Origin of the sequence: Nocardia sp. NPDC003269 (genome assembly GCF_042888005.1) — a bacterium.
Classification (GTDB): domain Bacteria; phylum Actinomycetota; class Actinomycetes; order Mycobacteriales; family Mycobacteriaceae; genus Nocardia.
Genome location: NZ_JBIAPA010000006.1, coordinates 176,923 through 189,312, shown reverse-complemented (window position 1 = coordinate 189,312; position 12,390 = coordinate 176,923). Strand labels below are relative to the sequence as shown.

The following is a 12,390-nucleotide window of genomic DNA, read 5'->3' as shown; positions in this document are numbered from 1 at the left end:
CGGCGTCCCGGGCGTGGTGTCGTCACCCGTTCGATGGAGGCGGACCCTGAAACCGGTCGGGGTTCAGCCGTCGAGGCGGGCGCGATCGGCGGCCTCGGTGCCCGCCTCCCAGCCTTCGGCGCTGCGAATGGTGATGCCGCGTGCGCGGGTGGTGGGGAAGTAGGTGGACAACGCCGTCTCGACGCGGTGATCGTGGGTGGCCAGCAGCGGGAGCAGGGTGGCGCGGTCGGCGGCTTCGGCGACGGTGGCGGCCGCGGCGGTGGTGAGGCGGTCACCGATCCGGCTGGCGTAGGCGGTGAGGAAGGCCTTGCGATAGGCGCGGGAGCGGGAGTCACCGGCCGTCGACGGGGTGTCGATCATCGCGCGGGTGGCTTGGACGAGCAGCGAGGTCGACAGGAGTTCGACGGCGTCGAGGTCGGGGTCGTCGCCGACGACGGTGACGAAGTCCCAGTCGGCGACGAAGATGGCGCGACAGCGGTTGGCCCGCGCGACCAGGTCGATGAGCAGGGCTTTGGCCTCGGTGTAGGGGGTGTCGAGCCAGAGGCGGCGGGCGCCGGGCAGGTCGGCGTCGACGGTGGGCACCGCCAGCAGGACGCGGTCGATCGCGTACTTGGTCATCAGTTCCTGGGCCTTGGCCGAGAGGGTCTCGGCCTCCTCGGGGAAGGCGGTGGACTCGGCCTTGGCGAGCAGGCCGCGGACCCGGCCGAGGGCCTTCTCGTCGACGGCGGGCCGCGCGCCCCGGTGCCGGTGCGCGGTGCCGGGCAGCGGGCGGATGGGCTCCAGTTTCGGCAGCCGCAGCAGGAGTGCGAGGGCGTCGAGGACGGTGGTCACGGCTTCGGCGCCGGTGAGCAGCGCGCGGTCGGCCCAGGGGATCAGGTGCGGTGGCGTCCACCAGACGGTGGCGCCGAGCTCGTCGAGCTGGGCCTGCCAGATCTCGTCGACGGTGTCGTCGGCGAACGGGGCGCGATGGTCGGCCATCAGATCGGTCAGGTAGCCGACCGCGAACTCGTCGAGGCGGCGCCGCGCGGCCTGGTGGACATCGCTCGGCAGCCAGCCGAACTCGAAGGCGCGGGTGATGATTCGCCGGCTCGCCCGCTCGACGCCCGCCGCCACCTCCGGGCGCACCCGGTCCGGGCCCGCCAGCTGCTCGGCGAAGTGCCGGGCCCCGGCCGTGTCGCCCTGGGCCGCGGCCATGGCGGCCGTCGCGATCGCCTCCGCGAGCCGCTCGGGATCGGTCAGGGTGTCGGCGTCGAGCACCGGCCCGGTGGCGGGCACGGCCCGGCGTCCGGTGCGGCGTCGCCGATTCTGTTTGCCCACGGTGTCCGGGCGTCCTCTCCTTCGTGGCGCCGCTCGGGCGGCGCGCGGTGACGGTGCGGCCGGTCGGCGGCCATCGTCCCATTGTCCCGGCGTCTCGACGGGCCGGACGGCACGGGCTGCGCCCCGGTGTGCCGATCGATTGCGGGGCCACGAGCGGACAGACCCGTCGGAATGTATTTCGCTCCCGTGCACCGGAATCCGGGAACCCGGCGTCGGATCGGGCCCTACAGTGATCGACATGAGCTATCGGGGGATGCTGGCCGCGGAACGTGCCGAGCTGATCGAACTCCTACGTGGACTGACCGAGCAGGAGTGGGAGACACCGTCGCTGTGCGCGGGGTGGCGGGTGCGCGACGTGGTCGGTCACCTGCTGACCGACACGCTCGGCCCACTCGACTACGCGGCCGCCGCGGCCCGCCATCGCGGGTCCGTCGACCGGATCAACAACGCGCTCGCGGCCTCGTTCGCGGGCCTGCCGACCGCGCAGCTGGTGCACATGTTCGAGCACGAGTCGGGCAGGCTGTCGCGGTTCTCGCCGCGGCTGATGCTCTCGGACCTGCTGGTGCACCAGCAGGACATCCGGCGGCCGCTGCGCCGCCCGCGCACCATCGCCCCCGATCGCCTGATCGCGGTGCTGTCCTACCCGGATCCCTTCGCCTTCCCGGGCAAGCGGACCAAGGGGCTGCGCTTCATCGCCACCGATGTGGACTGGGCCTGGGGCGACGGACCCGAGGTCCGTGGGCCCGGCGAGGCCATCGCGCTGGCCGTGGTCGGCCGCAGCGTCGTCCTCGACGAGCTCACCGGCGGTGGTGTCCCGGAACTGCGTCGCCGCTGTCGCTGAACCCGGTCGGCGTGACACGGGCCTCAGGGGCGTGGACCGGTGCGGAGATCGACAGTCCGGACCTACTAGTCTGATCCCGTGAGTCTTGTGCTGTTGCCCGCCGTCGATGTCGCCAATGGGGAGGCCGTGCGCCTCGTGCAGGGAGAGGCCGGTAGCGAAACCAGCTACGGGTCGCCCCGCGACGCGGCGCTGGCGTGGCAGCAGGCCGGCGCCGAGTGGGTCCATCTGGTCGACCTGGACGCGGCCTTCGGCAAGGGCAGCAACCGGGAGCTGATCGCGCAGGTCGTCGGCGAACTCGACGTCAAGGTCGAACTGTCCGGCGGCATCCGCGACGACGCCTCCCTGAAAGCGGCGCTGGCCACCGGGTGCGCGCGGGTGAACATCGGCACCGCGGCGATCGAGAACCCGCAGTGGTGCGCCCGCGTGCTCGGCGAGTACGGCGACCGGATCGCGGTCGGGCTCGACGTCAAGCAGATCGACGGGGAGTGGCGGCTGCGCGGTCGCGGCTGGGTCACCGACGGCGGTGACCTGTGGGAGGCGCTCGAGCGGCTCGAGCGCGACGGCTGCGCGCGCTACGTGGTGACCGACGTCTCCAAGGACGGCACGCTGACCGGCCCCAACCTGGAACTGCTGAGCGAGGTCGCCAACGCCGCCGACGCCCCGGTCGTCGCCTCCGGCGGCATCTCGGTGCTCGACGACCTGGTGGCCATCGCCGGGCTGGCCGAGGAGGGCGTGGAGGGCGCGATCATCGGCAAGGCGCTGTACGCGGGCCGGTTCACGCTGCCCGAGGCCCTGGCCGCGGTGCGCTGACACCGACGATGACCGCCGCACCGAGCACCGCCGAACTGACCGACCTGCTGGCCGTCGCCACCCAGGTCCTGGACGGGGTCGTCCCGCGCTTCGTCGAGGGCATCGGTGCGCCGAGCGCGGTCGCCAAGGGCCGCAACGACTTCGCCACCGAACTCGACCTGGAGCTGGAACGCACCATCTCCGCCGAACTCCAGCAGCGCACCGGGATCGCCGTGCACGGCGAGGAATTCGGCGGCCCGGCGCTCACCTCCGGCACGGCCTGGGTGCTCGACCCGATCGACGGCACCTTCAACTACTCCTCCGGCCACCCCATGTCGGGCACCCTGCTGGCGCTCGTACACGAGGGCGAACCCGTGCTCGGCCTGACCTGGCTGCCGCTGCTCGGCCGCCGGTACGCGGCGGTCCAGGGCGGCCCGGTGTTCCTGGACGGCGTCGCGCTGCCGCCGCTGCGCCCCGGCAGGCTGGCCGACGCGATGATCGGCTTCGGCGCGTTCAACGTCGACTCGGCGGGCCGCATCCCCGGCCAGTTCCGGTTCGACCTGCTCGGCGCGCTCAGCAGGCTGTCCTCGCGGGTGCGCATGCACGGCTCCACCGGCATCGACCTGGCCTTCACCGCCTCCGGCGTGCTCGGCGGCGCGGTCGTGTTCGGGCATCATCCGTGGGACAACGCGGCCGGTGTCGCGCTGGTGCGGGCCGCGGGCGGCGTGGTCACCGACCTGGCGGGCGCGCCGTGGACGATCACCTCGGGGTCGGTGCTGGCCGCCGCGCCCGGCGTGCACGCCGAACTCCTGGAAATGATTTGCACGGTCAGCGAAGAGGAACGAGGCTGAACACCATGACACCGCGCACCGACGAACGGCCGGACACCGCGGCGCCGAGCACGCTGGCCGTCCGGGTGATCCCGTGCCTGGACGTCGACGCGGGCCGGGTGGTCAAGGGCGTCAACTTCCAGAACCTGCGCGACGCGGGCGACCCGGTGGAACTGGCCGCCACCTACGACGCCCAGGGCGCCGACGAACTCACCTTCCTCGACGTCACCGCCTCCACCGGCGATCGCGGCACCATGCTCGACGTGGTGACCCGCACGGCCGAGCAGATCTTCATCCCGCTCACCGTCGGCGGCGGCGTGCGCACCGTCGAGGACGTCGACCGGCTGCTGCGCGCCGGCGCGGACAAGGTGTCGGTGAACACCGCCGCCATCGCCCGCCCCGAGGTGCTCTCGGAGATGTCGCAGCGGTTCGGCTCGCAGTGCATCGTGCTCTCCGTCGACGCGCGCACCGTGCCGGACGGCCAGCCCGACACCCCGTCCGGCTGGGAGGTCACCACCCACGGTGGCAAGCGCGGCACCGGCATCGACGCGGTCGAATGGGCCATCCGCGGCGCCGAACTGGGCGTCGGCGAGATCCTGCTGAACTCGATGGACGCCGACGGCACCAAGGCCGGTTTCGACCTGCCGATGATCGCCGCCGTCCGGGCCGCGGTGCGGGTGCCGGTGATCGCCAGCGGCGGCGCCGGCGCGGTCGCGCACTTCCCGCCCGCCGTGCACGCGGGCGCCGACGCGGTGCTGGCCGCGAGCGTCTTCCACTTCGGCGACCTCACCATCGGCCAGGTCAAGGACGCCATGCGCACCGACGGGATCACCGTCCGCTGAGCTCGTGACCGCGCGCCGGGGTGCGATTGGAATCAGCGTGCGCGGATCGCGATGAATTCCGTTGCGGCCCGGGTTGTTCCTCGGGTGAGCATCGGAATCGCGTTGTCCCCGTTCGCCCTCGATCAGTCCGGCAATGCCGTGGACGCGGCCGTCGACCTCGGGCGCACCGCCGCCGCGACCGGGCTGAGCTCGGTGTGGCTCGGTCAGACCTTCTCCCACGACGCGCTGCTGGTGGCCGCGTTGATCGGCCGCGAGGTCCCCGGGCTCGAGGTCGGCACCTCGGTGATTCCGGTGCCGGGCAGGCACCCGCTGCTGGTGGCGAGTCAGGCGCAGACCGCGCAGGCGGCCACCGGCGGACGGTTCGTCCTCGGGCTGGGTCTGGGCGCCCGTGAGCTGTCCGAGCGCGCGTTCGGCGGCCCGTTCGATCGCCCGGCGGCGCGGCTGCGCGAATTCCTCACGGCGCTGCGGTCGGTCCTCGACACCGGGACGGTGGACTTCCGGGGCGAGACCCTGACCGCGGCCACCCCGATGCCCGCCACGGTCGCGGGCGCCGCGCCCACGGTGCCGGTGCTGGTCGCGGCCATGGGACCGCAGGCGGTGCGGGCCACCGGCGAACTGGCCGATGGCACACTGCCGTTCCTGATCGGCCCCGACGCGCTGGCCGAGCACATCGTCGCGCCGCTGACGGCAGCGGCGGCGAGCGCGGGCAGGCCGCGACCGCGGGTCGTCGCGCTAGTCCCCGGTGTGGTCACCGCGGACGTGGCCGCCGCCCGCGCCGCCGCCGAGGCGACAACCGCCTTCTACGACAGCATTCCGTCCTATCGCCGGGTGATCGAGCTGTCCGGCGCGCAGCGCGCGTCGGAACTGGTGGTGTACGGCGACGAGGAGACCGTCGCCGCGCGGGTGGCCGAGTACTTCGCGGCGGGCGCGACCGACGTGGTGTTCTCCCAGACCGACCTGACCACCCCCGAGGACCAGCGGCGCACCTGGCGGCTCCTGGGCCAGCTCAACCGGGCGCGCTGACCTGCCCTGAGCGCCGGTACCCGAACCGGTCTACAGGCCCATCTCGGCGGCGATGATGGTGCGCAGCACATCGCTGCTGCCGCCCTGGAGCCGATCGATGCGATGGTCGGCGTAGAGCCGGGCGATCGGGGAATCGGTGAGATAGCCCGCGCCGCCGTGTAATTGGAGGCAGCGGTCGATCACCCGGCCCGCCGTCTCGGTGGCGAACAGTTTGGCCGAGGCGGCGTGCGCGGCGCCGAGTTCGCCCCGGTCGTGCGCGGCCAGCGCGCGATCGACCACCGCCTCGACCGCGTCGACCTCGCTCTGACAGGCGGCCAGCTCGAATTTCGTGTTCTGGAAGGCCGACACGGGCTGGGTGAAGGCGACACGTTCGGTGGTGTGCAGGCGCGCGAACCGGATCGCGGCCTTGGCCTGGGCATAGGCGCCGACGGCGATCCCGAGGCGTTCCCGCGGCAGCTGCCCGGCGAGGTGGGCGACGGCCAGGTGCGGTGCGCCGAGGACGTCGGCGGCGGGCACCCGCACATCGGTGAAGGTGAGTTCGGCGGTGCCGCTGAGCTTGCGGCCCAGTGTGTCGAGCCGGCGGCCCACCCGGAAACCCGCCGCGGCGGTGTCGACGACCAGCAGCGACAGGCCGTAGGACGGGTCCTCGGGGCGCGGCGCCGCGGTGCGCGCGCAGACGATCACCCGGTCGGCGTGCACGCCACCGGCGACGTAGGTCTTCGAGCCGTTCACCACGTAGGTGGACCCGTCGACCGACAGCGGCGCGGTGGTGCGCATGTCGGCCGGTTCGGCGCCGGTGCCCGGTTCGGCCACCGCGAGCGCGAACATGGTGTCGCCGGTGACGATGCCGGGCAGCCACCGTGCCCGCTGCGCTGGGCTCGCCAGCGTCGTGACCAGCGGCAGGCACCGGGCGACGTGCGCGCTCGCACCGCCGAACGACACCGCCGCCCTGGCGATCTCCTCCGCCAGCACGGTGCGGAAGCCGAACGAGGACCGCCCCGCCCCACCGAACTCGACCGGCGCCTCCAGGCCGAACACGCCGAGTTCGCCCAGCCGGTAATAGAATTCGCGCGGCACCTGCCCGTCGTCGTACCACTTGGTGAAGCAGGGCACGACCTCGGCACCGATGAACGCGCGCATCGTCGCCCGGAACGCGGCATGCTCGGCGTCGAAAACTGTTCTGTGCATACGGGATTCCTAACCGGCCTGCGAACGGCCACGAGCCGGCCCGCCCGAGCGTGGTGCGGGCGGACCGGCGAAGCGGTGGGACGGACTACTTCGCGGGGGCGGGCACCGCGGGATCCTTGCAGTACGCGCCGAGCTCGGCCGGGCACGGCGCCGTGATCGTCGAGAAATACTGGTAGGCCGAGAACAGGGCCAGCGGTCCGCCGACCGTGATCAGCCCGACCATGGTGCCGACGGCGCCGAGGGTGGCCGCGCCGAGGACGCAGCCCGCGACGGTCGCGCCGACCCACGGGACCAGCAGCACGATCACCGGGCTGGCGATGGCCGCCCCGGCCGCGCCGCCCACCAGACAGCCGACACCACCGCCGATCACCGCGCCGACGATCGCGGCGACCGCGCCGCCGATGCCGACCCGCTGACTGAACGCGCCCAGCGCCGCCTGATCGCGCGGGGTGAACGACTCGGCGACCTGCTCGACCGCCGCGTCGGTGCTGACCAGCTCGGTCGCCGCGGCCACCGGCGTCGCGCCCTCGCGTGACGGGGTCAGGGTGGCCTTGCCGCCGTCGATGGTGGCGGCGATCGGGAAGAGCTTGTCGTCCATCCGGTAGGACAGCGGCAGCGCGGCGACCGGGACGTCGGCGCCGGTGGTGAGCACCAGCTGATCGCCGACGACCTGGAGCTTGCCGTCAGTGGTGGTGACGACGGCGGCGTCGCCCTGCCTGCTGACCTCGTAGTGCACGTCGGTCTGCGCCGCCGGGTCGGCGTGGCCGGTGCCCGTGCCGACGCACAGGGCCAGCGCCGTGAGGGCGGCGGTCGCGAGAGTGGTGGACATCTTCATCGGTGATCCTCATCGATCGGGGGTGTACTTCGGGGGTTTCGCGGCGGACCGCGGAACGTGGGGGAGCTACTTGCTCGTGGTGATCAGGCCGTCGGTGAGCGACCAGTGGGTGCCCGCGAAGGTCTGGATGCCGACGGTCTCGAGCGGGTAGCCGTCGCTCGCACCGGTCGTCATGCTGATGCCGGGCAGCAGCAGGTCGACGGCGACGTTGTCGAGGGAGCGCATCGCGTCGCGCAGGCCCTCGCGGGTCGGGCACTTCGCCGACTCGAAGGTCTTGCGGAAGCTCTCGGCCATCGCCCAGCCGGCCATGGCGTGCTGGTTCTCCGGGTCGGCGCCGGGCGCGTACTGGGTGAGCTTGCTCTTGTAGGTCCGCATGCCCGCGTCCTGGGCCCAGCGCGGGTCGGCCGGGTCCTTGAGGAACGCGGCGCTCACCGCGCCCTGCACGTTCTCCAGGCCGACCGGTCGCAGCGTGGCCATGGTGTTCGACACCTGGGTCAGCACGTGCAGCGGATTCCAGTCGGTGTTGCGCACGTCGGCGGCCAGCGCCTGCGAGGCGAACTTCGGGGTCGAGAAGTTCAGCAGCACATCGGCTTTCGTGTTCGCCAGATTGCGGACCTGCGCGTCGACGGTCGGGTCGGTGACCTCGAAGCTCTGCTGCGCGACCACGGTCACGCCGCTGCCCGCGACACCCTCGGTGAACGCGGCGAGCAGATCCTTGCCGAAGTCGTCGTTCTGGTAGAGCACCGCCACTGTCGCGTTCGGGCGCTGCGCCTTGACGTACTGCGCGTACGCCAGGCCCTCGGTGCGGTAGCTGGGCTGCCAGCCGATGGTCCACGGGTGCTCGGTGTCGGCGCCGAACTTGGTCGCGCCGGTGGCCACGAACACCTGCGGCACCTTGCGCTGGCCCAGGTAGTCCCAGACCGCCGAGGAGGTGGCGGTGCCGAGGGTCTGGAAGACCGCGAACACCTGGTCCTGCTCGACCAGCCTGCGGGTCTCCTCGACGGTCTTGGGCGGCTGGTAGCCGTCGTCGCGCACCAGGTACTCGACCTTGCGTCCACCGATGCCGCCCTGCTCGGCGTTGACGTAGTCGAAGTAGGCCTTGATGCCCTTGGGCACCTCGCTGTAGGCGGAGGCCGGACCCGACAGCGGGTACACCCCGCCGAGCTTGATGGCGGTGTCGGTGATGCCGACGGTCTGCTGGCCCCGGCAGTCGCCGACGGCGGCCGTGCCGGTCTCTTCGCCGCGCCCACCGCAGGCGGTGAGCGTCGCGAGCAGCGCCGCCGCGAGGCCGAGAGTGTGGATCGCCTTAGTGCGCATGTGTTTTCCCTTTCCGAACCAGATGGCCGAGCCGTTGCGCCAGCCGGCCGGTGAGTCCGGCCAGGCCCGTGGGCGCGAGGTACATGACCGCGATGATCAGCAGTCCGAAGATGACGCCGGGCGCCGCCTGATTGACGTCCTGGGCGAAGCTGGGCACGAACATCACGAACAGGCCGCCGAGCAGCGGACCCCAGGTGGTGCCGAGCCCGCCGACGACCAGCCCGGCCAGCAGCGTCACCGACAGGGTCAGCGCAAACGAGTCGGGCGAGACGAAGGCGATCACCCAGGTGTAGACCGCGCCCGCGACACCGGCCAGCAGGGCGCTCCAGGCGAAGGCCAGGGTCTTGTAGTGGGCCAGGTTCACCCCGAGCACCTCCGCGGCGATCTCGTTGTCGCGCACCGCGTGCAGCGCGCGCCCGACCCGGGACCGCAGCATCCCGGCGACCAGGACGAAGGCGCTCACCGTCGTCGCCAGCGCCAGGAAATACAGCCACTGGTCCTCGGCGAGCCCGGTCCACGCGGGTGGCACCGGCTTGTCGACGGTGAGTCCCATCGAACCGCCGGTCAGGCCGTCGAACCGCTTGAGCAGCGGGACCAGGAAGATCGCGATCGCGAGGGTGACCAGTGCCAGATACAGCCCGCGCAGCCGCAGCGCCGGGATGCCGAGCGCGAAGCCGAGGACGAAGGTCACCGCGGCCGCGAGCGGGATGGTCGCGACATACGGTGTGTCCCAGCGTTCCATCGCCACCGCGGCCGTATAGGCGCCGACCGCGAAGAACGCCCCGTGGCCCAGCGAGATCTGGCCGGTGTGGCCGACGAGGAGGTTGAGCCCGAGCAGGGTGACCGCGTAGACCATCGCCATGGCGAGCTGGAAGGTGTGGAAGGGCGCCAGCTGGAAGGGGGCGGCACAGGCGAGCACCAGCAGTGCCGCCGTCGCGAGCAGCGGCCAGCGGAATGCGCTCACCCTGGTCAGGACGGAAGTCGCTTGGGGGACAGCGGAAGTGGCTGTCACCGTCATGTCGGAGAGTTCTACTTCGCTCATACCCGTTCCACCGCCGCGTGTCCGAACAGACCTTGCGGGCGCAGCAGGAGCACGCCCAGGATGATCACCAGCGGCACACCGATCTTGAGTTCGGTGCCGATCGCGTCGACGTAGGCGCCGGTGAGGGTTTCGGCGACGCCGACGATCAGGCCGCCCGCCACCGCGCCGCCGGGGGAGTCGAAGCCGCCGAGGGTGGCCGCCGCGAAGGCGTAGATGAGAACGCCGCCCATCATGTTGGGTTCGAGGAACAGCAGCGGCGCCGACAGCACCCCGGAGACCGCGCCGACCAGCGCGGCCAGCCCCCAGCCGAGCGCGAGCACCGTGCCGACCCGGATGCCGACCAGCCGGGCGGACTGCGGATTGCAGGCCACCGCCCGCATGGCCAGGCCGATCCCGGTGAACCGGAACAGCAGATACAGCAGTGCCATCACCACCGCGACGACGGCGAGAATGCCGAGGCTGCCGTAGCCGACGCTCACACCCGCGGTGCGGAAAGCGCCGTCCGGGAACGGATTCGGGAACGACTTCACCTGATAGGACCAGATCCAGCCCGCCACCGCGTGCACGGTGAAGAACAGGCCGACCGTGACGATCACCAGGGTGATCTCGGGCGCGCCCTCGACCGGGCGGATGACCACCCGTTCGATGAGCATCCCCGCGACGAAGGAGATGGCCAGGGTGAGCGGAAGCGCCGCCCAGAACGGCATGGTCTGGCTCAGCTGCCAGGCCAGGAACGCCGAGAACATGGCCAGCTCGCCCTGGGCGAAGTTGACGATCCCGGTGAACCGGTAGATCAGCACGAGGGCCAGTGCGAGACCGGCGTAGATCGCGCCCGCTGAGAGTCCCTCGACGAGCTGCTGGACGAATTCGGTCACGGCCGCACCCGGATTCCCAGATAGGAGCGGGTGACCTGGTCATCGGCCCTGATCTCGGCGGCCGTGCCGGACAGCGCGATGCGCCCGGACTCCAGCACGTGCGCCTGGTGGGCGATGCCAAGGGCCAGATGAGCGTTCTGCTCGACGACGATCACGGTGGTGCGTTCCTCTTCGTTGATGGTGTGCACGATCCCGAACAGCTCCTGGGTGACCAGCGGGGACAGCCCCAGCGACGGCTCGTCGAGCAGCAGCAGCCGCGGGCGCAGCATCAGCGCCCGGCCGATGGCGAGCATCTGCTGCTGGCCGCCGGACAGCCCGCCCGCCGGTTCGCGCCGCTTGTCGCGCAGGATCGGGAAGTAGTCGTGGATGCGGCGCAGGTCGGCCTCGACGCCCGCGCGGTCACGCCGGGTGTAGGCACCAAGGCGCAGGTTCTCCTCGACGGACAGCGGCGCGAAGGTGCCACGGCCCTCGGGTACGTGGGCGACGCCGAGGCGCGCCATCGCCTCCGGGGCACGGCCGGTCACCTCGGTGCCGCCCAGCCGCAGCGCACCGCGCACCTTGACCATGCCGCACAGGGCCCGCAGCAGCGTCGTCTTGCCCGCGCCGTTGGGCCCGAGGATCGCGCACACCGCGCCCTCGGCGACCGAGAAGCTCACGCCGTGCAGCACTTTCGCCGCGCCGTACCCGGCGTGCAGGTCGGTGACGACGAGGAACTCACTCACGAAGCGGCTCCCAGGTAGGCGCGGACGACGGCCGGATCCCGTTGCACCGCGGCGGGTTCGCCCTCGGCGATGACCTGCCCGAACTCCAGGCACACCACCCGGTCGCAGGTGCCCATGACGAAGCCCATGTGGTGTTCGACCACCACGACGGTGAGGTCGAGATCGGATTGCAGCGCGCGCAGGCGCGCGGCGAACTCGTCGACCTCGCCGTGGCTCAGGCCGTTGACCGGCTCGTCGAGCAGCAGCAGCCTGGGCCGGACCGCGAGCGCCCTGGCCAGTTCGATGCGTTTGAGCGTGCCGAACGGCAGGCCCGCCGCGGGATGGTCGGCCACCGCCGTCAGGTCGAGGCGGTCGAGCAGCTCGTCGGCCTCCTCGCGCAGCATCCGCTCCTCGCGGCGGACCTTCGGCAGGCGCAGACCGGCCGAGACGAAGCCGGCGCAAGCGCGATGATGGGCACCGACCAGGACGTTGTCGCGGACCGAGAGCCGGGGGAACAGGCCCAGGTTCTGGAAGGTGCGGGCGATGCCGAGCCCGGCCAGTGCGTCGGGCCGGACCGTGGACAGATCGGTGTCGCGGTAGCGCAGGGTGCCCGACGTCGGCCGGTGGCGCCGGGTCAGGCAGTTGAACAGGGTGGTCTTGCCCGCGCCGTTCGGTCCGATCAGGCCGACCATCTCCCCGGGAGCGACCGCGAACCCGACCTCCCGCAGCGCGGTGATGCCGCCGAAGCGCACCGTCAGGTTGGTTATCTCGAGCATGCGACGAACAGTAA

General features: G+C 72.0%; 13 protein-coding genes. 5 read left to right on the top strand and 8 right to left on the bottom strand.

The annotated features are described in order from the left end of the window. Positions 1–63: 63 nt before the first annotated feature. On the bottom strand, positions 64–1,317 hold the full coding sequence (locus ACFYWJ_RS33490; protein ID WP_355283250.1) for a DUF2786 domain-containing protein: 1,254 nt from the start codon (positions 1,315–1,317) through the stop codon (positions 64–66). A 238-nt stretch (positions 1,318–1,555) separates the two neighbouring features. On the opposite strand from ACFYWJ_RS33490, the gene ACFYWJ_RS33485 reads away from it, so the two are divergent. From ACFYWJ_RS33485 to ACFYWJ_RS33465, 5 genes are all read left to right on the top strand, one after another. Further along, positions 1,556–2,158, top strand: coding sequence for a maleylpyruvate isomerase family mycothiol-dependent enzyme (locus ACFYWJ_RS33485; protein ID WP_355283252.1), 603 nt, complete (start codon positions 1,556–1,558; stop codon positions 2,156–2,158). 78 nt (positions 2,159–2,236) lie between these two features. After that, positions 2,237–2,968: a bifunctional 1-(5-phosphoribosyl)-5-((5-phosphoribosylamino)methylideneamino)imidazole-4-carboxamide isomerase/phosphoribosylanthranilate isomerase PriA gene (priA, locus tag ACFYWJ_RS33480; RefSeq protein ID WP_355283255.1), complete on the top strand. Its 732-nt coding sequence runs from the start codon at positions 2,237–2,239 to the stop codon at positions 2,966–2,968. A gap of 8 nt (positions 2,969–2,976) precedes the next feature. Next, positions 2,977–3,798, top strand: a complete 822-nt coding sequence (locus ACFYWJ_RS33475; RefSeq protein WP_355283257.1) for an inositol monophosphatase family protein — start codon at positions 2,977–2,979, stop codon at positions 3,796–3,798. A gap of 5 nt (positions 3,799–3,803) precedes the next feature. Next, on the top strand, positions 3,804–4,619 hold the full coding sequence (gene hisF / locus ACFYWJ_RS33470; RefSeq protein ID WP_355283260.1) for an imidazole glycerol phosphate synthase subunit HisF: 816 nt from the start codon (positions 3,804–3,806) through the stop codon (positions 4,617–4,619). An 84-nt stretch (positions 4,620–4,703) separates the two neighbouring features. Next, complete coding sequence (locus ACFYWJ_RS33465; RefSeq protein WP_355283262.1) at positions 4,704–5,642, top strand: TIGR03564 family F420-dependent LLM class oxidoreductase; 939 nt, start codon at positions 4,704–4,706, stop codon at positions 5,640–5,642. 30 nt (positions 5,643–5,672) lie between these two features. Here the strand turns inward: ACFYWJ_RS33465 and ACFYWJ_RS33460 are convergent, their stop codons facing one another. The 7 genes from ACFYWJ_RS33460 to ACFYWJ_RS33430 all read right to left on the bottom strand — a co-directional run bounded on the left by ACFYWJ_RS33460 (position 5,673) and on the right by ACFYWJ_RS33430 (position 12,376). After that, entirely contained in the window at positions 5,673–6,830 is a 1,158-nt protein-coding gene (locus tag ACFYWJ_RS33460) for an acyl-CoA dehydrogenase family protein (RefSeq protein ID WP_355283265.1), read from the bottom strand. 85 nt (positions 6,831–6,915) lie between these two features. Continuing rightward, positions 6,916–7,665, bottom strand: a complete 750-nt coding sequence (locus ACFYWJ_RS33455) for a hypothetical protein (protein ID WP_355283267.1) — start codon at positions 7,663–7,665, stop codon at positions 6,916–6,918. A 66-nt stretch (positions 7,666–7,731) separates the two neighbouring features. Further along, entirely contained in the window at positions 7,732–8,982 is a 1,251-nt protein-coding gene (locus ACFYWJ_RS33450; protein WP_355283270.1) for an ABC transporter substrate-binding protein, read from the bottom strand. Next, the gene (locus tag ACFYWJ_RS33445) at positions 8,972–10,024 is read right to left on the bottom strand and encodes a branched-chain amino acid ABC transporter permease (RefSeq protein WP_355283273.1); all 1,053 of its coding nucleotides are present in this window, start codon (positions 10,022–10,024) and stop codon (positions 8,972–8,974) included. Before ACFYWJ_RS33445 ends, ACFYWJ_RS33450 begins: the two co-directional genes overlap by 11 nt. Then, positions 10,021–10,899 (bottom strand): branched-chain amino acid ABC transporter permease, encoded by an 879-nt coding sequence (locus tag ACFYWJ_RS33440; RefSeq protein WP_355283276.1) that lies wholly within the window; start codon positions 10,897–10,899, stop codon positions 10,021–10,023. Before ACFYWJ_RS33440 ends, ACFYWJ_RS33445 begins: the two co-directional genes overlap by 4 nt. Beyond that, positions 10,896–11,621, bottom strand: coding sequence for an ABC transporter ATP-binding protein (locus ACFYWJ_RS33435; RefSeq protein WP_355283278.1), 726 nt, complete (start codon positions 11,619–11,621; stop codon positions 10,896–10,898). Before ACFYWJ_RS33435 ends, ACFYWJ_RS33440 begins: the two co-directional genes overlap by 4 nt. Continuing rightward, on the bottom strand, positions 11,618–12,376 hold the full coding sequence (locus tag ACFYWJ_RS33430; RefSeq protein ID WP_355283281.1) for an ABC transporter ATP-binding protein: 759 nt from the start codon (positions 12,374–12,376) through the stop codon (positions 11,618–11,620). Before ACFYWJ_RS33430 ends, ACFYWJ_RS33435 begins: the two co-directional genes overlap by 4 nt. Positions 12,377–12,390: the final 14 nt, after the last annotated feature.